The 24,503-nt window shown below is 50.8% G+C and carries 23 protein-coding genes; all 23 read left to right on the top strand.

The genetic code is table 11. From position 1 onward, the window contains the following. The first annotated feature begins 82 nt into the window (after positions 1-82). On the top strand, positions 83-1,441 hold the full coding sequence (locus ABID13_RS06520; protein ID WP_048930455.1) for a citrate/2-methylcitrate synthase: 1,359 nt from the start codon (positions 83-85) through the stop codon (positions 1,439-1,441). Positions 1,442-1,723: 282 nt separating this feature from the next. Beyond that, positions 1,724-3,055, top strand: coding sequence for an enolase C-terminal domain-like protein (locus ABID13_RS06525; protein ID WP_007864932.1), 1,332 nt, complete (start codon positions 1,724-1,726; stop codon positions 3,053-3,055). A 61-nt stretch (positions 3,056-3,116) separates the two neighbouring features. Then, a complete protein-coding gene (locus ABID13_RS06530; protein WP_048930456.1) occupies positions 3,117-4,493 on the top strand; it encodes a GntP family permease in 1,377 nt (458 codons plus the stop codon). A 125-nt stretch (positions 4,494-4,618) separates the two neighbouring features. Further along, the gene (locus ABID13_RS06535; RefSeq protein WP_007864926.1) at positions 4,619-4,828 is read left to right on the top strand and encodes a DUF4177 domain-containing protein; all 210 of its coding nucleotides are present in this window, start codon (positions 4,619-4,621) and stop codon (positions 4,826-4,828) included. Positions 4,829-5,084: 256 nt separating this feature from the next. Beyond that, the gene (locus tag ABID13_RS06540; protein ID WP_007864923.1) at positions 5,085-5,831 is read left to right on the top strand and encodes a 5-formyltetrahydrofolate cyclo-ligase; all 747 of its coding nucleotides are present in this window, start codon (positions 5,085-5,087) and stop codon (positions 5,829-5,831) included. A gap of 14 nt (positions 5,832-5,845) precedes the next feature. Next, complete coding sequence (locus ABID13_RS06545) at positions 5,846-7,378, top strand: ABC transporter ATP-binding protein (protein ID WP_007864921.1); 1,533 nt, start codon at positions 5,846-5,848, stop codon at positions 7,376-7,378. Beyond that, complete coding sequence (locus ABID13_RS06550) at positions 7,365-8,444, top strand: ABC transporter permease (protein WP_007864918.1); 1,080 nt, start codon at positions 7,365-7,367, stop codon at positions 8,442-8,444. Before ABID13_RS06545 ends, ABID13_RS06550 begins: the two co-directional genes overlap by 14 nt. Then, complete coding sequence (locus tag ABID13_RS06555) at positions 8,441-9,382, top strand: ABC transporter permease (protein ID WP_007864916.1); 942 nt, start codon at positions 8,441-8,443, stop codon at positions 9,380-9,382. Before ABID13_RS06550 ends, ABID13_RS06555 begins: the two co-directional genes overlap by 4 nt. Before the next feature lie 54 nt (positions 9,383-9,436). After that, positions 9,437-10,501 (top strand): BMP family protein, encoded by a 1,065-nt coding sequence (locus ABID13_RS06560; protein ID WP_007864914.1) that lies wholly within the window; start codon positions 9,437-9,439, stop codon positions 10,499-10,501. A gap of 179 nt (positions 10,502-10,680) precedes the next feature. Continuing rightward, entirely contained in the window at positions 10,681-11,547 is an 867-nt protein-coding gene (locus ABID13_RS06565; protein ID WP_048930457.1) for a MerR family transcriptional regulator, read from the top strand. A gap of 89 nt (positions 11,548-11,636) precedes the next feature. Then, the gene (gene ylxM, locus ABID13_RS06570; RefSeq protein WP_048930458.1) at positions 11,637-11,981 is read left to right on the top strand and encodes a YlxM family DNA-binding protein; all 345 of its coding nucleotides are present in this window, start codon (positions 11,637-11,639) and stop codon (positions 11,979-11,981) included. A 31-nt stretch (positions 11,982-12,012) separates the two neighbouring features. Further along, on the top strand, positions 12,013-13,389 hold the full coding sequence (ffh, locus tag ABID13_RS06575; RefSeq protein ID WP_007864905.1) for a signal recognition particle protein: 1,377 nt from the start codon (positions 12,013-12,015) through the stop codon (positions 13,387-13,389). A gap of 88 nt (positions 13,390-13,477) precedes the next feature. Beyond that, entirely contained in the window at positions 13,478-13,720 is a 243-nt protein-coding gene (gene rpsP, locus ABID13_RS06580; RefSeq protein WP_007864902.1) for a 30S ribosomal protein S16, read from the top strand. 20 nt (positions 13,721-13,740) lie between these two features. Then, positions 13,741-13,968, top strand: coding sequence for a KH domain-containing protein (locus ABID13_RS06585; RefSeq protein WP_007864899.1), 228 nt, complete (start codon positions 13,741-13,743; stop codon positions 13,966-13,968). 66 nt (positions 13,969-14,034) lie between these two features. After that, entirely contained in the window at positions 14,035-14,547 is a 513-nt protein-coding gene (rimM, locus tag ABID13_RS06590; RefSeq protein WP_048930459.1) for a ribosome maturation factor RimM, read from the top strand. 159 nt (positions 14,548-14,706) lie between these two features. Further along, a complete protein-coding gene (mutL, locus tag ABID13_RS06595; RefSeq protein WP_048930460.1) occupies positions 14,707-16,746 on the top strand; it encodes a DNA mismatch repair endonuclease MutL in 2,040 nt (679 codons plus the stop codon). Between the two features lie 53 nt (positions 16,747-16,799). Beyond that, positions 16,800-17,756, top strand: a complete 957-nt coding sequence (miaA, locus tag ABID13_RS06600; RefSeq protein ID WP_048930543.1) for a tRNA (adenosine(37)-N6)-dimethylallyltransferase MiaA — start codon at positions 16,800-16,802, stop codon at positions 17,754-17,756. A gap of 75 nt (positions 17,757-17,831) precedes the next feature. Beyond that, positions 17,832-19,127, top strand: a complete 1,296-nt coding sequence (locus tag ABID13_RS06605) for a methionine gamma-lyase family protein (RefSeq protein WP_007864889.1) — start codon at positions 17,832-17,834, stop codon at positions 19,125-19,127. A 57-nt stretch (positions 19,128-19,184) separates the two neighbouring features. Continuing rightward, positions 19,185-19,436: a DUF4321 domain-containing protein gene (locus ABID13_RS06610; protein WP_007864887.1), complete on the top strand. Its 252-nt coding sequence runs from the start codon at positions 19,185-19,187 to the stop codon at positions 19,434-19,436. A gap of 53 nt (positions 19,437-19,489) precedes the next feature. Beyond that, positions 19,490-20,185 carry a RadC family protein gene (gene radC / locus ABID13_RS06615; protein WP_040416777.1) on the top strand — a complete coding sequence of 232 codons (696 nt, stop codon included), beginning with the start codon at positions 19,490-19,492 and terminating at the stop codon, positions 20,183-20,185. 14 nt (positions 20,186-20,199) lie between these two features. Next, positions 20,200-21,045, top strand: a complete 846-nt coding sequence (gene mreC / locus ABID13_RS06620) for a rod shape-determining protein MreC (protein ID WP_007864883.1) — start codon at positions 20,200-20,202, stop codon at positions 21,043-21,045. Beyond that, positions 21,042-21,575, top strand: coding sequence for a rod shape-determining protein MreD (mreD, locus tag ABID13_RS06625; RefSeq protein WP_007864882.1), 534 nt, complete (start codon positions 21,042-21,044; stop codon positions 21,573-21,575). Before mreC ends, mreD begins: the two co-directional genes overlap by 4 nt. Beyond that, entirely contained in the window at positions 21,568-24,486 is a 2,919-nt protein-coding gene (locus ABID13_RS06630) for a penicillin-binding transpeptidase domain-containing protein (protein WP_007864879.1), read from the top strand. Before mreD ends, ABID13_RS06630 begins: the two co-directional genes overlap by 8 nt. The last annotated feature ends 17 nt before the right edge of the window (positions 24,487-24,503 follow it).

Here is a 24,503-nt window from a genome sequence, read left to right on the forward strand (position 1 = left end):
TAATTTCCAAAATATATTAAAATAGTACTATTACTGATTTTACAGGAGGATACTATATCGAAAACGGAAGGAGACGATTTGCATGATTCAGACAAAGGAATTTTTGGACAATGTGGGTCAGTGGGCAGATATCTGCCTGAATGATGAGAGGATTGATTTAGGGCTCTACGAAAAGTACGAGGTGAAACGTGGGCTTCGTGACAAGAATGGAAACGGCGTGGTTGCCGGATTGACAAAAGTGTCCAAAATTGAGTCCAATAAGGTTGTGGATGGGGTAAAGGTTCCCTGTGAGGGCAAGCTATTCTACCGCGGCTATAATATTTATGATCTCATAGGCGGAGTAGTGAGAGACAACCGGTTTGGTTTTGAGGAGATTGCTTATCTGCTGCTTTTCGGGGAGCTCCCCAATGACGTGGAGCTGTCTAAGTTCAGGGACAGCCTGGCATACAGCCGCACCCTGCCCACCAATTTTGTCCGGGACGTGGTTATGAAAGCGCCGTCCAAGGATATGATGGTTTCCCTGAGCAAGAGTATCCTTACTCTGGCATCCTATGATGACAAGGCGTGGGATATCTCCATTCCCAATGTCCTGAGGCAGAGTATGATGCTGATCAGCGTCATGCCCATGCTGGCCGCATACAGCTATCATGCCTTTAACCATTATGAGCGGGATGGGAGCATGTACATCCACCGTCCGGATGAGAAGCTGTCCACGGCTGAAAACCTGCTGCGCCTGCTGCGTCCTGATATGAAGTATTCCCAGGTGGAAGCCCATGTACTGGATCTGGCGCTGATCCTTCATATGGAGCATGGCGGAGGAAACAACTCCACCTTTACCACCCATGTGGTCACCTCTTCAGGAACCGATACATATTCCGTTGTCTCTGCAGCCCTTGCCTCCTTAAAGGGGCCCAAGCACGGCGGCGCCAACATCAAGGTAGTGGAGATGATGGCAGACCTGAGACAGAATGTAAAGGATTTAAAGGACAGGGATGAGGTGGAATCCTATCTGAAGAAGCTTCTTCACAAGGAAGCATTTGACAGAAAGGGCCTTATCTATGGTATGGGCCATGCGGTCTACTCCAAGTCCGACCCGCGTGCCGAGATCTTTAAGCGCTTTGTCAAGCAGCTTTCAGAGGAGAAGGGACGCATTGACGACTTTGAGCTTTACTCCATGATCGAGGAACTGGGTCCCAAGGTGATCACGGAGGAGCGCAAGATCTATAAGGGCGTCAGCGCCAATGTTGACTTTTACAGCGGCTTTGTATACAGCATGCTGGATATTCCCGAGGAGATGTTCACCCCTATTTTTGCCATTGCCAGGATCGTTGGCTGGAGTGCTCACCGCATTGAGGAGCTGATCAACATGGATAAGATCATCCGCCCTGCTTATACCAGCGTAATGCAGGAAGAGGATTACAAACCATTGTCACAGCGCTGATTTAAAAATCCGGTTTTTGCCGATCAATGATCCGGCTTGTGCAGAAAACATAAAAAGTACACAGGGCTATACAGGATAGATGAGTGGTCACCTATTCTGTATAGCCCTGTTTTTGTGCTGCGGCAAATTATCACCTATATTTTTACAATCATAAAACTATAAATATTTTTAAGAGTAAAAATAAAATTAAGTAATTTGACTAAGTGTAAATGTTCCTTTAAAATGAAGATAACAACAAGGAACAGGGATCAGAACTTATCAAACAAAAGGAGAATAACGAATATGACAACACCTGTAATCACAAAAATGGAAGTGTATCCGGTAGCAGGAAAGGACTGTATGGAGCTGAACCTGAGCGGTGCCCATGCTCCTTATTTCACAAGGAATGTGGTGGTCCTTTACGCGGACAACGGCGAGATGGGCGTGGGCGAGGTCCCGGGAGGCAAAAAGATCACCAATGCCCTGGAGGAATGTATTCCGCTGGTGGAGGGTACAAAGGTCGCCGAGTACAAAAGCACCCTGTTAAAGGTAAAAAAACATCTGGATTCCAAGGGCGAGGAGGATGTGAGAGGCAACCAGACCTTTGATCTGAGGACCGGGGTCCATGTGATCACTGCCATCGAAGCGCCCTGCCTGGATCTGTTAGGAAAGCACCTGGGTGTTCCCGTATGTGAACTGCTGGGAGAGGGACAGCAGAGGGACAAGGTACGGATGCTGGGCTACCTGTTCTTTGTGGGGGACCGCAACAAGACCGATCTGGCTTACGATGCCGAACCGGACGCAGACTGTGAGTGGTACAGGATCCGCCATGAGGAGGCCCTTACAGCGGACAGGATCGTGGCCTTTGCCAAAGCTGCCAAGGAAAAATACGGGTTCCAGGATTTCAAGTTAAAAGGCGGCGTCCTTGCGGGTAACGAAGAGATGGATGTGATCCGGGCCTTAAAGAAAGAGTTCCCGGACGCAAGGATCGACCTGGATCCCAACGGAGGATGGCTCCTTGAGGAGGCGGTTGAGTATGTAAAGGGGATGCAGGGCATCCTGACCTATTGCGAGGATCCCTGCGGAGCTGAAGGCGTTTATTCAGGCCGGGAGATCATGAGTGAATTCCGCCGCCGGACCGGATTCCCCACAGCCACCAACATGATCGCCACAGACTGGCGTGAGGTGGGCCATTCCCTGGAATCCCAGGCCGTGGACATTATTTTAGCCGATCCCCATTTCTGGACCATGAACGGTTCCGTGAGGGTGGCCCAGATGTGCCATGATTTCGGATATACATGGGGAAGCCATTCCAACAACCACTTTGACATTTCACTGGCCATGTTTACCCAGGTGGGCGCAGCCGTGCCCGGCGAATACAATGCCCTGGACACCCACTGGATCTGGCAGGAGGGGATGGAACGCCTGACCAAGGAACCATTACAGATCGTGGACGGCTGTGTGGCCGTTCCCAGGAAACCGGGACTTGGCATAGAGGTGGACATGGAACAGGTAAAAAAAGCCCATCAGCTGTACCTGGATCACTGCCTGGGCGGCAGGGATGACTCTGTTGTAATGCAGTATCTGATCCCGGGATGGAAGTTCAATTCCAAGAAGCCCTGTCTTGTCCGTTAATGTTATTTTCCCGCCGTCCTGAACTGTTACAATCACACAAAAGAATAGGAGTCAAACCGTTATGACGAATGAAACACAAATGCTTCTGGGACTGTTTTTAGGCATTGCCGTTATGATATTTCTTGTCATGAAAACAAAGACCCATACATTCATTGCACTGCTCCTGGCAGCACTGATCACAGGTATTGTGGGACATATGAGCCCATCTGAGGCCATTGATGCCATCCAAAACGGCTTTGGAAGCACACTTAAGAGCACCGGCATCATCATCGGCCTTGGGGTCATGATGGGCGGTATCCTGGAAAAGACAGGCGCTGCAGAACGCCTTGCCTACACGTTCATCCGCCTGATCGGCAAGGGAAAGGAGGAGTGGGCACTGGGGATCACGGGATGGCTGGTTTCCATTCCCGTATTCGCGGACTCTGCCATTGTGATCTTTGCCCCCCTGTGTAAAGCCATGTCCAGGGTCACCGGCAAGTCCGTGGTCGGGCTGGCGCTGGCACTGGCCTGCGGCCTGCAGTGCACCCATGTAATGGTTCCCCCCACACCGGGTCCGCTGACAGCCGCCGGAATGATGGGAATTGACGTAGGACAGATGATCCTGGCAGGAAGCGGCATGTCCATCCTGATCTTTGTTGCAGCTATCCTGTATGCCAAATGGGTGGGACGAAATATTTACCAGATCCCCCATGAGGACGGTACATTTGAGCGCATGGAATACAAAAAAGAATACTTAAAGACCATGGACCAGCTGGAGGAGATCATGAATGCCAGGGAACTTCCCGGTCTGGCTCCGTCCCTTGCCCCAATTCTTATCCCCCTGGTGCTGATCCTCTCCAAGACCATAGCTGACTTTGCAGGTATGCCGGAGGGAACCGCATATACCATCATCAGTCTGCTAGGTTCCCCCATCGTAGCCCTGGGTATCGGAACCACCCTGGCTGTCTATGGCCTGGGCGCCAAGATCGACAAGGAGAAACTCCTGGGCATCATGAACGACAGCATCAAGGACACCGGAATGATCATGCTGATCACAGGTGCCGGCGGTTCCCTGGGCAATGTAATCAAGGTCAGCGGGATCGGTGACGTGCTGGGCGCCACCGTAGTGTCATGGCCCATACCGGCCATCCTCATTCCCCTGATCATCGGCGCCCTTATGCGTCTGGCCCTGGGGTCTGCAACCGTGGCCATCACCACGGCCGCATCTCTGACAGCCCCGCTGGTCAGCGTTTTGGGAGTGAACCCCATTCTCCTGGCGCAGTCATGTTGTATCGGCGCCATTGCATTCAGCTATTTCAATGACAGCGGATTCTGGGTATTCAACGGAATGTTCGGCCTGACGGACTTAAAGGACCAGTTAAAATGTAAGACGGCCGTATCCATGATCATGACAGGGGTGGGGATAGCAGAACTGCTGGTGCTCAATATGGTTATGTAGAGAAATCAGGAATGATTCCTGAATCTATATACAATCTTTATATGCCCCTTTGAAATTCCAATAGCATCTTTATGAATCATTCTCTTATAATGAAGGCAAATATCAAAAGAGAAAGAGCTGTTATTATGGGGAAATTTGACTATAAATTTGTGGAGGTCCCATTTGACGGGAATTTAAAAACAGGCAATCTGGAGACCTTTGAGCGTTGTAAAGAGATCATTATGAATGAAGCGGCCGATGGATGGAGGCTGATCCAGATCATCAGCCCTGCAGGTGAAAAGAAGTCGCTTAGCGGAAGCTGCAGTTATGAAATCGTGCTGGAAAAAGAGAACTGAACATTTAATACCGGAAATCTCCGGAAACCTGTGTCCGATCAACAGGCTTCCGGGGATTTTTTACGTTCCGGGAAAGGGGACCGTGGCCGGACCACGGCGCCCGAAGAGGGTATAATTCCCCCTCCCCGTGCAATTTTATCTGTGTGTTAATTTTATATTGACAAACATGGAAAAACATACTAATATTAGCTGTGTTAATAATAAGAATGCTCAATATGAGAAAAAACAATAAATACACAAAGGAGAATGCGGGGAAATGAAGATGGACGCAAAAACAGCAAGGGTTAAGATTTGGGAAGAGTTACTTAAAGTTGCAAGGCCGGATTCCAAATTCAGCTGGGAATTTTCAGAGTTTATAGCAGATTACGAGGGCAGTGACAAGGGCGCCGCTCTGCTGGCCTCCACAGATATGTATAAAAATGCAAAGGTGATCTTCATCACCCCTGACAATAACCTGGAAAAACTGCGTGAAACAGCATTCCGGGATAAAAAGACCGTGGTCATGACAAACTACGGGATCACCCGGGGATTTTTCCTCATCAAACCCGAGTTTATCCCCGAAGGAAAAGAGGAGGTCGCATCTTTGCTGGACGGCGTTTCCCGTTACTGGAAGCACCAGACACTGGAGCAGTTAAAGGAATCCGTGGGCCACATCGATATGCTGGTCACAGGCGCTTCCGCCATCACCCCCAGCGGCATCCGTTTTGGCAAGGGACACGGCTACTTTGATCTGGAATGGGCCATGCTGTACACCATGGGCATTGTGGATGAAACTTCCGTTATCGTTGGCGCCGGACATGACTGCCAGGTTGCTGACGTGGATGTTACGGTGGAGGAGTATGATACAGCCATTGACTATATCGTAACCCCTACGCGCATCATTGAGACACGCCACGAATTTCCCAGACCGGTGAAAGGCATTATATGGTGCCGCCTTGCCCCGGGTATGAGGGAGCAGATCCCGCCGGTACAGGAACTGTGGTGCAAAGTACATTGCAAATAAACAGGAGAACATCCATGGACAACCAGACTCCATTACTGGAATTAAAAGGTATTACAAAAACATTCGGCAGCTTTACAGCCAATGAGGACATAAATCTTACCGTATATCCCGGAGAAGTCCATGCCCTTCTAGGCGAAAACGGCGCCGGCAAAAGTACCTTGATGAATGTGATCTATGGGATCTATAAGCCGGACAGGGGAGAAATCCGCCGTTTTGGCAGCCCGGTGAAGATCCAGTCCCCCAAGGACGCCCTGCGTCATGGAATCGGCATGGTCCATCAGCACTTTATGCTGGTGGACGTGTTCTCGGCCATTGAGAACATAGGTCTGATGGGGGATGCGGGGACCTTCTCTATTACAAACCGCAAGAAGATAGAAGAGAACCTGGAACATCTGAAGGAAAAATACGGGATCGATGTGGATCTTCACAGCCCTGTGGAGCAGCTGAGCATCGGCATGCAGCAAAAAGTCGAGATCCTCAAGCTTTTGTACACAGGTGCGGACCTGCTTATATTTGACGAGCCCACGGCGGTTCTCCTGCCCCAGGAATGCGATGGCCTGTTTGAGATCATTTCCAATCTGGTCAGCGAGGGCAAAGGGGTGATCTTTATCAGCCATAAGCTGGACGAAGTCCTGAAGATCAGCAAACGTATCACAGTGCTCACCAAAGGGCGCGTCACAGGTCAGATCGATACCAGGGATGCGGATAAATCCACCATTGTGCGAATGATGGTGGGAGAGGAAGTGAATCCGCCTGAATTTGACAAAAAACAGACCTGCCATGAAAACCAGGTGCCTGTAATCTGCGCCGAGAACCTGGAGGCGGAGGATGACCGAAAAGTCAAAACCCTGAACGGCGTGTCCTTGTCCGTGTACCCGGGAGAGGTGGTAGGAATCGCCAGTGTGGAGGGTAACGGACAGGTGGAGCTGGCCGAAGTGCTGGCAGGGGTCCGCAAAGCCCTGGGCGGCACGGTGCGGATCAACGGTGAGGAGGTTTCCACCAGAAATGCAAAGAACTTTATTGATAAGGGCATTGCATATGTCCCTGCTGACCGCAACTATGTGGGCAGTGTGCCTGATTTCCCTCTCTATGAAAACTGGATCTTAAGGAACAGGAAACCTCCTAAAAAGGGGTGGTTCCTGGATTACCGCTTTATAAAGACCCAGGCAGCCAAAGCCATGATCGACTTTGATGTAAGGGCCAGGGGGATCACTGACAGGAGCGCCAACCTGTCAGGCGGAAACCTGCAGAAGTTTATTTTGGCAAGGGCGCTGAGCAAACACCCCAAAGCCATGATCTGTGCATATCCCACCAGAGGGCTGGATATCAAAGCCACCTGGTTTATCCGTGAAAAGATCCTTAAGGCACGGGAAGACGGAATGGGGCTCCTTCTCCTGTCCGGGGATTTTGAGGAGCTGTTTGCCCTTTCGGACCGCATTGTGGTCCTTTACCGGGGCAGGATCGTGGGAGAGGTGGTTCCTGAAAAGACCACGGTCCGGGAAGTAGGTATGATGATGATGGGGGTGACGGCAGATGAAACTACTTGATTCCATGCAGGAAGCCGGGACAGCGGTCAAATGTCTCATTACCCTGGCCGCCGTGCTGGCCGCCCTTTTGATCGGAGGCATTTTTATCGCCATCCTCCGCGTTGACCCTTTGGAGGCCTATTATTACCTTCTGGTACGGCCCTTCCGCTCCTTTAGAAGCATTGGAGAAATTTCCGTAAAGCTGGTGCCCATCCTGATCGTGGGACTGGGAGTATCCTTTACGTTCCAGGCCAAGCTGAGCAATCTGGGCGGGGAGGGGCAGATTTGCCTGGGCGCCATCGGCATGACCATTGTGGGGATCTCCCCTCTTGCAAAAAGCCTGGGGCCCGTGTGGCTTCCCCTGGGAATCCTGACCGCAGCCGTATTCGGCGCACTGTGGGCCGGGATCGCAGGCTTTTTTAAGACACAGTTCGGGGCCAGTGAGATCATTACAACACTGCTCCTGAATTACATAGCAGTGCAGTTTTTAAGCTACTGCGTCTATTATCCTCTTAGGGATTCCAAGGGAAATATCCCCCAGTCCGCCAAGGTGGCTTCCACACTGCCAAAGCTCTTTGAAGGTTCCCGTATGAATGCGGGTATCCTCATTGCCCTGGCCGGTTTTGTGATCTACTGGATCGTCATCAAAAAGACCAGCTTCGGATACCGACTGAGGGTCCTGGGCGGCAGCATCAAGGCCGCTGCCTTTGGAGGCATCAGCCAGAAAAAATATTATCTGTCAGCCATGCTGGTCAGCGGTGCGTTTGCAGGAGTGGCCGGAGCCATTGAGATCGCAGGCACCCAGACCCGTCTGCTGGAAGGCCTGGCCGGCTCCTACGGATTTGACGGAGTGGTGGCGGCGCTGTTGGGAATGCTCCACCCTGTGGGGGTCCTGGTATCATCCATTCTTCTGGCAGCCCTTTCCTCGGGCGCGGAGACCATGCAGGTAAAAACAGGTGTTTCCTCCCTGTTCCTCAATGTGCTCCAGGCCCTGATCGTACTGTTCATCCTGCTGGGCTTCAGCTTTTTCGGAGCAGCGGGAAAGAAGAAACAGTCTGACAAAAGAATAGGAGAGGTGAAAAAATGAGTGAGATCTTAACAGCGGCATTTTTGGTTCCTCTTTTTACAGCAGGCGTGCGCATGAGCGTACCGTTGATATTCGGTTCAGTGGGTGACGTGGTGTCAGAGCGTTCCGGTGTGATGAACATCGGCCTGGAAGGTGAGATGCTGGTAAGCGCCCTCATATCCTTTATGGCAGCTTACCATTCATCCAGTATAGTCATTGGCATCCTGGCCGGAGGACTGGCAGGAATGTGCGGGGCCCTGCTCATCGCATTCTGGGGCGTCAGCCGCAAGCAGGACCAGTCCGTGGTGGGCATCATGTTCAATATCTTTGCCCTTGGCTTTACTAACTTCCTGTACAGGGCCGTGTATGGCGTGAGTACGGATAAGATCAAAGTGGACATATTAAAGAATATTGAGATCCCTGTTCTGTCCCGCATCCCGTTTATCGGTGATATTTTCTTCAAACACAATGTACTTGTGTACATTGCGCTCATAGCCGCTGCCCTTGTATGGTTCCTGCTAAAATATACCAACCTGGGACTTAAAGTGGATGCTGCAGGGGAAAATCCCAGGGCCGCGGCCGCGGCCGGCATTAATGTGGTGAAGATCAGATACAGCACCTATATGTTCAGCGGCTTTATGGCAGGCATCGGAGGCGCATTCCTTTCCTGCGGCATAGTGGGGACATTTACGGAAAATATGTCCTCGGGCCGCGGCTTTATCTGTCTGGCCATCACCATCCTTGCCAGGTGGAACCCTGTGTTTGCGGTATGCGCCGCATTCATGTTCGGTACGGTGGAAGCTTTGCAGCTGCGGCTCCAGGCGCTGGGGTCCCCCCTTCCGTACCAGTTTTTTGTGGCCCTTCCTTATGCGGTGACGCTCATCAGTCTTGTGATATTCGGACGCAATATCCATGCTCCCCGGTATCTGGGACAAATATATAATAAGGAAAGCCGGTAACCGGCCTATTTACCTGCTTGGCAGGATTAATATAATACAAAAGGAGACGTAATTATGAAAAAGAGCAAACAAGTAGTATCCCTTCTTCTGTGTGCCGCCATGGCAGCATCTGTGATCACAGGCTGCGGCAGCAAAGCAGAAGAAACCACCAAGGCAGCTGAAACAGAAAAAACAGAGGCAGCCCAGGAACAAGGTGAAAAAGCCGCTGCCGGGGAAGTATCCAAGATTGCTATCCTTCTCCCAGGCTTTATCACGGACAAATCCTGGAACCAGGGCGCTTATGAGGGCCTTAAGGAACTGGAATCCCAGGGCTATGGGATCGCCTATACAGAGGATGTGCAGGCAGCTGACATGGAGTCCACCTTCAGAAGCTACTGCGAGGAGGATTATGACTTTGTGATCGGACACGGCGTGCAGTACGGAGACGCCTGCGTCCGCGTGGCTGAGGATTATCCTGAAAAATATTTCTTCATCACAGGAAACCCGCCTGAAGGCGAAGAAGCCCCATCCAACATTGCTTTCTATGATTACAAGGAGTATGAGGGCGCATACGTGTGCGGCGTGCTGGCAGCAGTGCAGAGTCAGAGCGGCGTGATCGGCTACATCGGCGGCGGAGACAACAGCACGCAGGCTTCCGATAAAAACGCATTTGTGGAAGGCGCAAAGGCAGCCAGACCTGACGTGGAAGTAAAAACAGTGATCACCGGCACCTTTAATGATTCCTCCAAGGGAAAAGAAACCGCCCTGGCCATGATCGAGCAGGGTGTTGACGTGATCCTTCAGACCTGCGATGAGACAGGGCTTGGAGCATTTGAGGCATGTGAGGAAAAGGGTGTGTTCTGTATCGGATATACCTCCGACCAGGCATCCCTGGTAAAGGACGACCTGTGCCTTACCTCCCTTATGGTAAGTATCCCCACCATGATCACCTCCCAGATCGACATCATCAATGCAGGCACCTTCGGCGGACTTGAAAACCCCGGTTTAAAGGAAGGCGTTATCAGTATCGCCCCTTACAGCAGCAAGGCGACTGATGAGGCAAAGGCAGCAGCTGACGAGGCAAAGGAAAAGATCATCAGCGGAGAGATCGTCCTGACCCCCAACTACAACAGCAACTAAATATTCCATAATTTTACAGTCCGGGGTGGAATGATCCGCTTCGGGCTGCTTTTTATGGCTATCACAAGGGATTATAAAAATTTCTCTATCATTTCCCCATTATTTCCAAAAATATACTTGACTGTACAGTTCCTGTATAGTTTACAATCAATGTATCCCAGGAAAGGAGGGTGCGTTGTATGAAGATGAAAGAAGCAGAAGCCAGAACCGGGCTGGACCGAAAAAACATCCGGTACTATGAAAGCGAAGAACTGCTGGAGCCCGGGCGCACGGAAGGAAACCGGTACAGGGATTACAGCGAGGAGGACATTGTACGGCTTTTGGAGATCAAGCTTTTCAGGCAGCTTGGCATTCCCATAAAAGATATACGCGGCTATTATGAGGGACGCATAGGATTGGGGGAAATGATGCAGATGCGCCGCAGCCAGATCGATGGAGAGGTGGAGCAGCTAAAAAAGATGGGGCAGATGTGCACCCGTCTGGAAGAGAGAATACAGCTGAGCCCCGTGGAGATCGGTCAGTGTCTTAAGGAGATCCATGAGGATGAAAAACAGGGCTTCCTGTTCCAGAACATCAAAAAAGACTGGATTTTGTTTAAAAAGGAACTTCATGGCCAGTACATTTATTTTGAACCCCAGGAAGAGATCCTGAACCCCACTGACTTTGCACGGGAAACCGCTATCTATGCCCAAAGGAACCATCTTGACTATGAAACGATCAGACTGGAGAAAACATATGCCCTGATCCGGCTGGAGGGGATCGCGTACCAGGCTTCATTTACCTTTGGTCCCTGTTTCCGTCTCGCAAGGCTGCCGCTCGTCAAGCTGACCCGCTGCAACCCCCCGAAAAATGTAATGTCCACGGGCAAATACCTGTTCTTCTCCCTGGTTCCCATCATGGTTGCCATGTTTGGGATCGGGTTCAGCCTGATCGGATCCCAGTTTTATCCGGGCCATGGCCAGCTGTACCGTTCCGTGACAGTCATCTGTCTCCTGGCCGCTATTTTTATCTATGCTGGCTGTAAAAATGTACATTATAACGGGTAAATAAAAATTTATAAAAACTTTCAGGGAATGTCAAGTAAAAATGCTTGACATTCTTTCTGCCATCGTGTATGATATCACAGGTGGTTGAAATGGAAAAGATTGTGGAACAAGGTTTACTGTATGATTTTTATGGAGAACTGCTGACAGAACACCAGCGCAAAGTGTATGAGGACGTGGTGTTTAATGATCTTTCTCCCAGCGAGATAGCAGGAGAACTGGGGATCAGCCGTCAGGGTGTCCATGATCTGATAAAACGATGTGACAAGATACTGGAAGAATATGAGGCCAAGCTTCATCTGGTGGCCAAATTCATGAAAATCCGGGATATGGCCAGGGAAGTGGAACACCTGGCAGACGAATGTGCCCGAACCGGAGATATGGCCCTGATCGGCCGGATCCGCAGATTGTCGGGAGAAATCACCGGCACCCTGTAACCCGCAGCGGTGCGGCCCTTAGGAGGTATTCATGGCTTTTGAAAGCTTATCCGATAAATTACAGAATGTATTCAAAAACCTGCGCGGCAAGGGCAGACTGACAGAGGCAGATGTAAAAGCTGCTTTAAAGGAAGTTAAGATGGCCCTGCTTGAGGCAGATGTGAGTTTCAAGGTAGTAAAGCAGTTTGTCAGCTCGGTTCAGGATCGGGCGGTTGGGGAAGATGTATTCGGCAGTCTGACCCCCGGACAGACGGTTATCAAGATCGTAACGGAAGAGCTGGTAAAGCTCATGGGTTCCGAAACCACGGAGATTGCCCTGAAACCGGGCAACGAGATCACCATCATTATGATGGCAGGCCTTCAGGGTGCTGGTAAGACCACCACCACGGCCAAGATCGCGGGCAAGATGAAAGCCAAAGGCAAAAAGCCTCTTCTTGCAGCCTGCGATGTATATCGTCCTGCGGCCATTAAACAGCTGCAGATCAACGGAGAGAAAGTCGGCGTCCCTGTCTTCACCATGGGGGACAGGAATAAACCGGTGGACATTGCCAAAGCTGCTGTGGAGCATGCGGCTAAGAACGGAATGAACCTGGTCATACTGGATACTGCCGGCCGCCTTCACATAGACGAAGGCATGATGGAAGAACTGGTGGAGATTAAGGATCATGTGGACGTATACCAGACCATACTGGTGGTAGACGCCATGACCGGACAGGATGCGGTCAACGTATCCGGCACATTTAATGAAAAAATTGGTATTGACGGTGTCATCCTCACAAAGCTGGATGGCGATACCCGAGGCGGTGCGGCGCTTTCCATCCGCGCTGTCACAGGGAAACCGATCCTATATGTTGGTATGGGCGAGAAGTTGTCCGATCTGGAGCAGTTCTATCCGGACCGCATGGCTTCCAGGATCCTGGGAATGGGAGATATCCAGTCCCTGATTGAAAAAGCAACGGCCGAGGTAGATGAAGAGCAGGCCAGGGAACTGAGCCAGAAGCTGCGCAAAGCGGAATTTGACTATAATGATTTCCTGACCCAGATGCAGCAGATCAAAAAGATGGGCGGTATGGGAAGTATCCTCTCCATGATGCCGGGCATGGGCAGCCAGCTCTCCGGTGTGGATATGGATGAGGGCGAGAAATCCATGCGCAGGGTGGAATCCATTATCCTTTCCATGACCAAGGAGGAAAGGGACAATCCCAACCTGATGAACCCCTCCAGAAAGCAGCGCATTGCCAAGGGCGCAGGCGTGGAGGTCAGTGAAGTCAACCGCCTGGTCAAACAGTTCGACCAGATGAAGAAGATGATGAAACAGATGCCCGGCCTTATGGGCGGCGGCAAAAAGCGGGGCGGCTTCGGCGGTCTTGGCGGACTTATGGGCGGTAAGATGAAATTTCCATTTTAAGGCCCCGGTAACACAATACATTAAGCTAGTCAAACAGGATATCCTGTATGTCTAATATAAGAACAAATCACAAGGAGGTGAAAATCACATGGCAGTAAAGATGAGATTAAAAAGAATGGGACAGAAGAAGGCTCCTTTCTATAGAATCGTAGTTGCTGATTCCAGATCCCCAAGAGATGGAAAGTTCATCGAGGAGATCGGTTATTATGATCCAACCAGAGAACCAAGCGTAATCAAGTTTGACGAGGAAGCGACTAAGAAGTGGATCGCAACAGGCGCACAGCCTACTGAGACTGTTGGAAAACTCTTAAAGATCGCCGGCATTCAGTAAGACTCAAATGAGGTGGAGAGATGAAGGAATTAGTCGAAGTGATTGCGAAAGCACTGGTCGATAACCCAGATGAAGTTGTCGTTACCGAATCAATGAAGGGCGAAGATACATTGATCGAACTTAAGGTGTCTCCTGCCGATATGGGCAAGGTCATTGGCAAACAGGGCAGGATCGCAAAAGCAATCCGTTCCGTAGTCAAGGCCGCTGCATCCAAAGAAGACAAGAAAGTAATTGTTGAGATTCAGTAATTGATGGACCGCCGGCCCCTGGGCTGGCGGTTTGTTTCTTGCTAGGTGAGAAAGGTTATATATTATATGGAAGACATGCTCAGAGTAGGCGTTATCACATCTACCCATGGAGTGAGGGGAGAGGTAAAGGTATTTCCCACAACAGATGACCCCAAACGCTTTAACGAATTAAAAGAAATTATACTTGACACAGGAAAAGAACAGATACCTCTTGAGATTGAACAGGTGAAGTATTTTAAAAACATGGTCATTCTCAAATTCAAGGGATATGACAATATAAATGATATTGAAAAATACAAATCCAAAGACCTGCTCATTACCAGGGACCATGCGGTGGAACTGGGACCGGATGAATACTTTATCACAGACCTCATAGGACTTCAGGTGCTTACAGAGGACGGGGAAGCCCTTGGCGTCCTGAAGGACGTACTGGAAACAGGCGCCAATGACGTGTATGTGGTAGAGATGAAAAACGGCAGGGAGCTGTTAATACCCGCCATCAAGGACTGCATCCTGAATGTGGATACGGAACAGGGGACCATGACCGTACATCTTCTGGAAGGTTTGATGGATTTGTAAAACGAAAGGCAGTGAAGTGGGTACGGGTCAGAAAGTTCACCCCTGCAAAAACGAATGATTAAGGAGCCGGCCCTCCAGTAACTTGGGGCCGGCGTTTTTAGGGTTACGTACACTACAAACCCATATAACATACAAAAGCATTGACGGAAAGGATACCATATGGCCAACATTACTGTATTAGATCAAAGCACCATTAACAAAATAGCGGCAGGAGAGGTAATCGAACGGCCGGCTTCCGTGGTAAAGGAACTTCTTGAAAATGCCATTGATGCCCAGGCCACTGCCGTGACCATAGAGATTAAGGACGGGGGCTGTTCCATGGTCCGGGTAACGGACAATGGCTGCGGTATCCCCAGGGACCAGATCGCCCTGGCCTTTCTGCGCCACGCCACCAGCAAGATCAGATCCGTGGAGGACCTCTTCACTGTTTCCTCCCTTGGTTTCAGAGGTGAGGCTCTTGCCAGCATTGCCGCAGTGGCCCAGGTAGAACTGATCTCAAAAACAAGCGACAGCCTGACAGGCTCGCGTTACCAAATTGAGGGAGGAGCGGAACGTGGGCTGGAGGAGATCGGAGCGCCGGAAGGAACCACCATCATTGCCCGCAATCTGTTCTATAACACCCCGGCCAGGAAAAAATTCCTAAAGACCCCCATGACAGAAGGGGCCCATGTGGCTGCCGTGGTGGAAAAGATCGCCCTGTCCCACCCTGATATCTCCATCCGTTTTATACAAAACAATCAGAACAAGCTCTACACCTCAGGAAACCATAATTTAAAAGACCTGATCTACACCGTGTTCGGACGTGAGATCACATCCAATCTTCTGGCCGTAAACGCCCAGGAGGGCGATATCCAAGTGTCTGGATTTATCGGAAAGCCGGTGATCGCCAGATCCAACCGCAACTATGAAAACTACTTTATCAACAGACGCTATATCCGCAGCAGCGTGATTTCAAAAGCCATAGAAGAGGCATATAAGCCCTTTATGATGCAGCACAAATATCCCTTCACCATGCTGCATTTTACCATACAGCAGGACACTCTGGACGTGAATGTCCACCCCACCAAGATGGAGCTGCGCTTTTCTGACGGAGAAGCTGTCTACCGCGCAGTGGTCAAGGCGGTGGCGGATGCCCTGGCCCACAAGGAACTGATACCCGAGGTGAGCCTCGCCGAAAAAAAGGAGAAGGAGGCCGCGGACCTGGCCCAGCGGCTGTCACCCAGGCCCGAGCCGTTTGAGGTAAAAAGACGCGAGTCCATGAACCGCGCCGCCCAGCCCGCAGCCCAGGACAAGGCTTCCTCATCTGCCAGTTATGCCCGGACACCTCCGCCCAAGCCATCCTATGTGAATGAACTGATGCCGGAATGGCTGAAAGTGCGAAAACGGGAGCAGGAGGCTGCTGCCAATGCCATGAAGGATTCAAACGCCACTCAGAATACTGCCTCCACTTTTTCTGAGAAATTACAGGATATCAACAAAACAGACTCCACTTCAAACAAATATATTGGAGATAAACAGGATCAAGTCCCCACTTTAGCAGAAGATCAGTCCAATGCCCCGGCGCCAAAGGAGCCGGAGCAGCTGGACCTGTTTGACGGAAAGCTTTTGGATCCCAAGGCCAGACTGAGGCATAAACTCATTGGCCAGCTGTTTGACACCTACTGGATGGTGGAGTACAATGAGCAGCTTTTTATTATTGACCAGCACGCGGCCCATGAAAAGGTACTCTATGAAAAAACCATAAAGACCTTAAAAACAAGGCAATACGACACACAGATGGTGGAACCGCCTATTATCCTCACACTGAATATGAACGAGGAGGTCCTGTTAAGCAGATACATGAGTTATTTTACAGGAATGGGATTTGAGATAGAACCCTTTGGAGGCCGGGAATATGCAGTGCGCGGCGTTCCTGCCAACCTGTTTTCCATTGCCCAGAAGGAACTTTTGATCGAAATGATAGACGGGCTTTCCGATGATATCTCGGTGCACAATCCTGATATCATCTACGAGAGGGTGGCTTCCATGTCCTGTAAGGCTGCGGTCAAGGGCCATCACTCCCTGTCCGCCGCGGAGGCCAATGAACTTATTGACCAGCTGCTGCAGCTGGACAATCCCTACGCATGCCCCCACGGCAGGCCCACCATTATTTCCATGACAAAATATGAACTGGAAAAGAAGTTCAAGCGAATTGTGTAGACTGACAACGAAAGGAGCTGCGGAAAATGAAACAGCTGCAAATGAAACAGCCAATGAAACAGCCTCTCATTATTCTCACCGGTCCCACCGCTGTGGGGAAAACAGCCCTGTCCATTCAGCTGGCCAAGGCCATTGGCGGGGAGATCATCAGCGCTGATTCCATGCAGGTGTACCGCCACATGGATATCGGTTCAGCCAAGATCACGCCAGATGAGATGGATGGGATTCCCCATTATCTGATCGATGTGCTGGATCCGGACCAGGACTTTAACGTGGTTACATTTCAGCACTTGGCCAAAGAGGCGCTGACGGAAATCTACAGCCACGGACATGTGCCCATTGTTGCAGGAGGCACGGGCTTTTACATCCAGGCCCTCCTATATGATATCGACTTTCGGGAAAATGACGAAGCAAGCCCTGTACGCAGTGAACTGGAAGCCCTGGCAGAAGAAGCAGGAGAGGCGGCGCCGGATCTTCTCCACAGCATGCTGCAGGAGGTGGATCCTGAGGCGGCCGGCCAGATCCATGCCAACAATTTAAAGCGTGTCATACGGGCCATAGAGTATTTCAGGATCACCGGGGAAAAGATATCCCTTCACAACGAGCAGGAACGTAAGAGGGAATCCCCCTATAACTTCCTATACTATGTAGTGAATACGGACCGTTCCCTGCTCTATGAACGCATTGACCGCAGAGTGGACCAGATGATGGAAAACGGTCTTATTGAAGAAGTAAACAAGCTCAGGGACTTGGGGTGCCGCCGTGGACAGACCTCCATGCAGGGACTTGGCTATAAAGAGATCCTGGATTACCTGGAAGGCCGCGTAAGCCTGGATGAGGCTGTGTATATACTAAAACGCGATACCAGACATTTTGCCAAGCGCCAGCTGACCTGGTTTAAGCGGGAGAGGGATGTGCGGTGGCTGAACCTGCCTGAATTTGAAAACAATACTTCCCGGCTGCTGGATCAGATAATAGAGGATTGCAGGGCGAAGGGGATTGTGATATAATGACAAACTGGCGCGGGAGAAAACGCTTATAAAATAATAACAGCCGGATCAGACGGATTGGAGATAAGATATAAAATGGACATAAAAAGTTTACAAGGGATGTATAAGGAACTGGGCATCAGCCCCCAGGTAATGGAGTTTGGCAGGGAAGTGGAAGCCGGGCTGAAGGAGCGGTTTGAAGGGATTGACGCCATTGCCGAGTATAACCAGATGAAGGTTATCAAGGGAATGCAGGATAACCGGGTCAGCGACATTCACTTTGCCGCGACCACCGGATACGGATACAATGACCTGGGCCGTGACACTCTGGAGGATGTATATGCCAGCGTATTTCATGGAGAAAGCGCACTGGTGCGCCCCCAGCTGATCAGCGGTACCCATGCGCTGCACGTGGCTTTATCAGGCAACCTCCGCCCCGGAGATGAGCTTTTATCCCCGGTGGGCAAACCATATGACACCCTGGAGGAAGTGATCGGCATCCGCGATTCCGTGGGATCCCTTAAGGAATACGGGGTGACCTACAGGCAGGTGGACCTTCTTGAGGACGGAAGCTTTGACTTTGCCGGGATCGCAAAGGCAATGAATCCCAGGACAAAGCTGGTAACCATCCAGCGTTCCAAAGGATATGCCACACGTCCCACCCTTTCCGTGGACAGGATCGGTGAACTGATCTCCTTTGTCAAAGAGATCAGGCCGGATGTGATCTGCATGGTAGATAACTGCTATGGAGAGTTTGTGGAGGAAAAAGAGCCTACGGATGTGGGAGCCGACATGATCGTGGGATCCCTGATCAAGAATCCGGGCGGAGGCCTGGCCCCCATCGGCGGCTATATTGTGGGAACAAAGGAATGTGTGGACAGGGCATCCTACCGTCTCAGCGCTCCCGGACTTGGAAAAGAGGTGGGCGCCAGCCTGGGGATCAACCAGCAGCTTTACCAGGGCCTGTTCCTTTCCCCCACGGTTGTTGCAGGCGCCTTAAAGGGCGCTGTATTTGCCGCCAATATCTATGAACGCCTGGGATTTCAGGTGGTTCCTGACAGCAATGAGTCCCGCCATGACATTATCCAGGCCATTACCTTTGGCACACCGGAAGGTGTCATTGCCTTCTGCAAGGGGATCCAGGCAGCCGCGCCCGTGGACAGCTATGTAACGCCGGAGCCATGGGATATGCCGGGATATGACAGCCAGGTCATTATGGCTGCCGGAGCGTTTGTCCAGGGATCCTCCATTGAGCTTTCCGCGGACGGTCCCATTAAGCCGCCCTATGCTGTATATTTCCAGGGAGGACTGACCTGGTACCATGCAAAGCTGGGAATCCTTAAATCTTTGCAGCAATTATTGGATGACGGTGTTTTGAAAATTTTAAGATGACACTTTAAAGGACTTATGGTAATATATACTAATTAGGTAGACCGGAGGACAAGGTACATGCATTACAAGAATTTCTGGATACTTTTGATCATGCTCCTGGCAGGTATTGTGCTGGGCGGCTTTATGGGACAGCTGGCCGAGGGGGTGCCCTGGCTTGAATGGCTGAATTTCGGACAATCCTTTGGACTGGATTCCCCGTTGGTCATCAATTTCGGGATTCTGGTCATCACCTTTGGACTTACCATCAAGATCACCATGGCCAGCATAATCGGAATCGCTGTGGCCCTGATCATTTACCGGTTTATTTAAACAGCTCTATTTTCTTAACTTTGTACTTGGAGAGGTGCGTAGTTAGGAGAGAGATGGAAAGAATAAGAATGAAGGATCTGCCCAGTATGGACCGTCCCTATGAAAAATGTCTTTGCCATGGCCCGGAGGGCCTGACAGATGCAGAGCTTCTGGCAGTTATCATACGCACAGGCAGCAGGGACCAGTCTTCCCTGGCCCTGTCAGAAAAGCTTCTGGCCCTTGGCAGTCCCGGTGACGGATTGCTGGGGCTTTTGCATCATTCCCTGAATGATTTTATGAAGATCAAAGGCGTGGGGAAAGTGAAGGGGGTACAGCTTTTATGTATCGGCGAGCTTTCCAGACGGATCTGGAAGAGAAGAGCCCGGGTCAATCCCATTTCCTTTGGGAACCCCCAGGAGATTTCCGATTATTATATGGAAGATATGCGCCACCTGGAGCAGGAGGAAATAAGGGTCATGTTCCTGAACACCAAACAGGTTCTGATCAAAGACCATCTTATTTCCAGGGGAACCGTGAACGCATCGGTCACCACTCCCCGTGAGATCCTCATAGAAGCGCTCCGCTGCTGCGCGGTGTCCATGGTGCTGGTGCACAATCATCCCAGCGGAGACCCGGCGCCAAGCAGAGCAGACCGGATGCTCACCGGGCGTGTAAAGGAAGCAGGAGCCCTGATCGGTATTACCCTTATCGACCATATCGTCATCGGAGACAGGTGTTACCTCAGTTTCCGCGAACAGAAAATATTGTAAGAGGAAGTTAATCCATGGAATCTAAACACAGCAAATATATACTTACGGGACTCACGGTACTGTGTGTGCTGATGATCTGCATCACCTCCCTGAAAGACGGTATCATGGAACCGCTGCGGACAGGAGTGGGATATTTCCTTATTCCCATCCAGTCCGGGGTCAATGCAGTGGGCACCGGAATCTATAACGAAATAAGGGATTACGGTTCGCTGAAGGATGCACTGGCGGAAAACGAAGAATTAAAAAGTCAGGTGGCCCAGCTCACAGAGGACAACAACCGTCTTCAGGCTGAGCAGTTTGAACTGGACCGCTTACGGCAGCTGTATGAGCTGGACCAGGAATATATGCAGTATGAGAAAATCGGAGCCAGGGTCATTGCCAGGGATTCAGAAAAATGGTTCCAGGTTTTCCGCATCAACAAAGGCTCCAAGGATGGAGTGGCTGTGGATATGAACGTGGTGGCTGACGGAGGACTGGTGGGGATCGTCACGGATGTGGGGGCTAATTATGCCACGGTCCGTTCCATTATTGATGATTCCAGCCGCGTGGGAGCCATGAAGCTGGATTCCTCCTATACCTGTATCGTGGCAGGGGATCTGACCCTGTACGAGGAGGGGAAGCTGAAGCTCACCGATTTTTCAAAGGATGCCCAGCTGCGGGACGGGGACCAGATTATCACCTCCAATATCAGTTCCAAGTTCCTGCCCGGAATCCTTATTGGGTATGCAACAGATGTAACCATTGACCCGGACCACCTGACCCAGTCAGGCTATCTGATTCCCATTGCGGATTTTGACAATCTGCAGGAGGTATTGATCATCACGGATATCAAAGATACAGGAGAGGCGGCTGCCCAGTGATTCATGCAAAGGTAAAACAGGTTCTTATCAATATATTGTTTATTGTGCTGGCATTTACGGTGCAGAACTGCGTATTCCCTTTACTTCCGTTTTTGTCCGCAACGCCTAATCTGCTTTTGATCCTCACATTCTCCTTTGGGTTTATCCATGGAAAGAATGCGGGGATGCTTTACGGCATATTATCAGGACTGCTGTTAGACCTTTTTTACAGCGGCCCCTTTGGGTTCTATACCCTGATCTATATTTATATCGGATATGTGAACGGTATTTTCACCAAATATTACTATGAGGACTACATTACCCTGCCCCTGATCTTAAGTATTGTGAACGGGCTGTGGTACAGCATGTACGTTTATGTATTCCGTTTCCTGATACGGGGAAGGCTGAACCTTCCCTATTATTTCAGGAATATCATGCTGCCCGAGATCATTTTCACGGCGGTGACCACCCTTTTGATTTACCGGCTGTTCTTATCTGCCAGCAGACGCGTGGAAGATATAGGAAAAAGGAGAGACAAGAATCTTGTTTGAAGAACTTTTGGAGATCGTACAGGAATTTTTTAAAAAGCTGTTCAGTTCCAGGCTTTTTGCCCTTTCTGTCATATTTACCGTAATGTTTGCGGGCCTGGTGGGGAAACTGTTCCGGATGCAGATCCTGGACGGAAGCGACTACCAGGAAAAATATATGCAGAAGACGGAGAGAAGCGTGGATACCCCAGGCACCCGGGGTAAGATTTATGACTGCAACGGATATGAGCTGGCTTACAATGAACTGGCATATTCCGTAGTCATCCAGGACACGGGAGATTACTCCAGGCCTGCTGACCGCAATAAGATGCTGTACCGTCTTGTAACCATACTGGAACGGCGGGGAGAAACCGTGGAGGGCAAGTTTGAGGTGGCCATGGACCAGAACGGAGAGATGATCTTTACTTCCACCTCCGAGTCTGCCAAGACCAGGTTCCTCCTGAACTTTTACGGCCGTTCATCCAGCGCGGAGCTGGACGACCCCAAGGGGAAATATCCCAGGAATATCACGGCCAGGGAGGCATTTGAGACAAAAAAGCACAGCTATGAACTGGACAAGATGAAGGATGATAAGGGAAATGCCCTGATCCTTCCGGATAAGATCGCCCTTGACATGGTCAACATCATTTACACCATGAAACTGACCGAATACCAGAAATACGAGACCACCACGGTGGCTGTGGGCATCAGCAATGAAACCATGACCGAGATCAATGAAAACATTGCCGACTTAAAGGGTGTTTCCGTGGAACAGTCCTCTGTCCGCAAATACAACGACAGTCTGTTCTTTGCCCCCATCATTGGCTATACAGGCAAGGTCCAGGAAGACCAGCTGGACGAACTCAACGAACAGTGGCGCCACACCGATGAGGCCGCCGGGCTTCCCCAGGACTCTAAGAAATATGACCTGAACGATATTGTGGGGCGTACGGGGATTGAAAAATCCATGGAGCTGGAGCTTCAGGGTGAAAAGGGATACTCCAGGATGTATGTGGATAATATGGGACGCCCCCGTGAGATCATTGAAAAAACAGATGCCAAGGCTGGGGATGATGTCTATCTCACCATTGACAGGGACCTTCAGATCGCCACCTACAAGCTGATCGAACAGCAGCTGGCCGGTATCATCACCTACTGGCTGAGGAATGAGGACGTGGACCCGCTGACCACAGCGGACTCCTCCAAGAAAAAGATACCTGTAAAGGATGCGTATTATCAGCTGATCAACAACAATGTCCTGTCCCTTCCGGATATGGCCAGGGAGGATGCCTCGGACATTGAAAAGGAAATATACAGCACCTATGTGACATCCAGGGACCAGATCCTGACCAATATCCGCAACGAGCTTATGAGTGCACACGCCATGGCCATGAACGACCTGCCAAAGGATATGTCCACTTACATGAACTATATCTATACATTTTTGTCGGATTCCTCCATCGGTATCATCCAAAAGGACAGGATCGACCAGTCCTCGCCGGAGTATCAGGCATGGAAAGAGGGGAGCATCAGCTTAAGGGATTATATCTACAGCGGAATTGCCGGCAGCTGGGTGGATACCACACGGCTGGATGTATCCAGCAAGTATTCCGATGCGGACGATATCTTTGGCCAGCTGGTGGATTATGTGATCGAGTCCCTGAAAACTGACAACAAGTTTACCAAGCGTATGTTCCGCTATCTTGTAAATGACGAGGTGATCACCGGCAACCAGCTGTGCCTGGCCCTCTTTTCACAGGGCGTGCTGGAGAACAATCCCCAGGAGATAGCGGCCCTCAGGACAGGAGATAGCACCTATGCGTTCCAGTTTATCCGGGAAAAGATCTCTAACCTGGACCTGACGCCGGCCCAGCTGGCCTTGGACCCCTGTACGGCCGGGGTCGTGGTCACGGATGTGCGGACAGGGGAGGTAAAAGCCCTTGTAACTTATCCCAGTTATGATAATAACCTGATGTCGGGCAGCGTGGATGCTGTGTACTTTGCCCAGCTCCAGGATGATATGTCCAAACCATTGTACAACAATGCCACCCAGGCCCAGAAGGCCCCGGGTTCCACATTTAAGCCCATCACTGCGGTGGCTGCCCTGGAGGAAGGTGTGATCGGACTTCAGGATACCGTTGAGTGTACCGGTATTTACGACCAGGTTTCCAATCCCATCAAGTGCTGGATTTATCCGGGACGGCATGGCGGCGAGAACATAGAGGAGGGCATACAGAACTCCTGTAACTATTTCTTTGCGGAACTGGCCCACAGGCTCTGTATCAAACCTGACGGCACCTATTCACCGGAGCAGGGACTGGATACCCTGCACAAATATGCGGCCATGTTTGGACTGGACCACACCTCGGGAGTGGAGATCCCGGAAAATGAACCTCAGATCTCCACGGAGGACCCTGAGCGTTCCGCCATGGGGCAGGGCACCCATTCCTACACCAACGTGCAGCTGTCCCGCTATGTGGCGGCCATTGCCAACAGAGGGACCGTATTTGAACTGAGCCTTCTGGATAAGCTCACGGACTCCAACGGCAACCTGATCACGGATTACGCGCCCACTGCAAGTTCCCACATTGAGGCTTCGGACTCCACCTGGAACGCGGTCCAGACCGGTATGCGGCGGGTGATCACGGACAGCTCTGCCAAGAGCATTTTCTCAGACCTCCCGGTGGAGGTTGCAGGCAAAACAGGTACTGCCCAGGAGGACAGGACCAGATCCAACCATGCCTTCTTTGTATCCTTTGCACCTTACAGCCATCCCGAGATTGCTGTTACAGTAAATATTCCTTACGGTTATGCAGGAACCAACGCGGCAACCCTTGGCAAAAAGGTGTATGAGTATTATTATAGATATACGACCCTGGATCAGATCCTTGATTCCGGAGCCTTAGGTGTATCAAATGTAAATATTGGTGACTAAACCAGCAAAAGAGGTGA

This window comes from Enterocloster citroniae (assembly GCF_040545455.1).
GTDB classification, from domain to species: domain Bacteria; phylum Bacillota; class Clostridia; order Lachnospirales; family Lachnospiraceae; genus Enterocloster; species Enterocloster citroniae.

Coding starts and splice junctions, on each gene's coding strand:
- ABID13_RS06555 (WP_007864916.1), top strand. CDS start 8,441: ATGAGTGAGATCTTAACAGCGGCATTTTTGGTTCCTCTTTTTACAGCA.
- ylxM (WP_048930458.1), top strand. CDS start 11,637: ATGGAAAAGATTGTGGAACAAGGTTTACTGTATGATTTTTATGGAGAA.
- radC (WP_040416777.1), top strand. CDS start 19,490: ATGGAAAGAATAAGAATGAAGGATCTGCCCAGTATGGACCGTCCCTAT.
- mutL (WP_048930460.1), top strand. CDS start 14,707: ATGGCCAACATTACTGTATTAGATCAAAGCACCATTAACAAAATAGCG.
- ABID13_RS06565 (WP_048930457.1), top strand. CDS start 10,681: ATGAAGATGAAAGAAGCAGAAGCCAGAACCGGGCTGGACCGAAAAAAC.
- ABID13_RS06545 (WP_007864921.1), top strand. CDS start 5,846: ATGGACAACCAGACTCCATTACTGGAATTAAAAGGTATTACAAAAACA.
- ABID13_RS06560 (WP_007864914.1), top strand. CDS start 9,437: ATGAAAAAGAGCAAACAAGTAGTATCCCTTCTTCTGTGTGCCGCCATG.
- ABID13_RS06540 (WP_007864923.1), top strand. CDS start 5,085: ATGAAGATGGACGCAAAAACAGCAAGGGTTAAGATTTGGGAAGAGTTA.
- ABID13_RS06610 (WP_007864887.1), top strand. CDS start 19,185: ATGCATTACAAGAATTTCTGGATACTTTTGATCATGCTCCTGGCAGGT.
- ABID13_RS06535 (WP_007864926.1), top strand. CDS start 4,619: ATGGGGAAATTTGACTATAAATTTGTGGAGGTCCCATTTGACGGGAAT.
- mreC (WP_007864883.1), top strand. CDS start 20,200: ATGGAATCTAAACACAGCAAATATATACTTACGGGACTCACGGTACTG.
- miaA (WP_048930543.1), top strand. CDS start 16,800: ATGAAACAGCCTCTCATTATTCTCACCGGTCCCACCGCTGTGGGGAAA.
- ABID13_RS06525 (WP_007864932.1), top strand. CDS start 1,724: ATGACAACACCTGTAATCACAAAAATGGAAGTGTATCCGGTAGCAGGA.
- rpsP (WP_007864902.1), top strand. CDS start 13,478: ATGGCAGTAAAGATGAGATTAAAAAGAATGGGACAGAAGAAGGCTCCT.
- ffh (WP_007864905.1), top strand. CDS start 12,013: ATGGCTTTTGAAAGCTTATCCGATAAATTACAGAATGTATTCAAAAAC.
- rimM (WP_048930459.1), top strand. CDS start 14,035: ATGGAAGACATGCTCAGAGTAGGCGTTATCACATCTACCCATGGAGTG.
- ABID13_RS06550 (WP_007864918.1), top strand. CDS start 7,365: ATGAAACTACTTGATTCCATGCAGGAAGCCGGGACAGCGGTCAAATGT.
- ABID13_RS06605 (WP_007864889.1), top strand. CDS start 17,832: ATGGACATAAAAAGTTTACAAGGGATGTATAAGGAACTGGGCATCAGC.
- ABID13_RS06530 (WP_048930456.1), top strand. CDS start 3,117: ATGACGAATGAAACACAAATGCTTCTGGGACTGTTTTTAGGCATTGCC.
- ABID13_RS06520 (WP_048930455.1), top strand. CDS start 83: ATGATTCAGACAAAGGAATTTTTGGACAATGTGGGTCAGTGGGCAGAT.
- ABID13_RS06585 (WP_007864899.1), top strand. CDS start 13,741: ATGAAGGAATTAGTCGAAGTGATTGCGAAAGCACTGGTCGATAACCCA.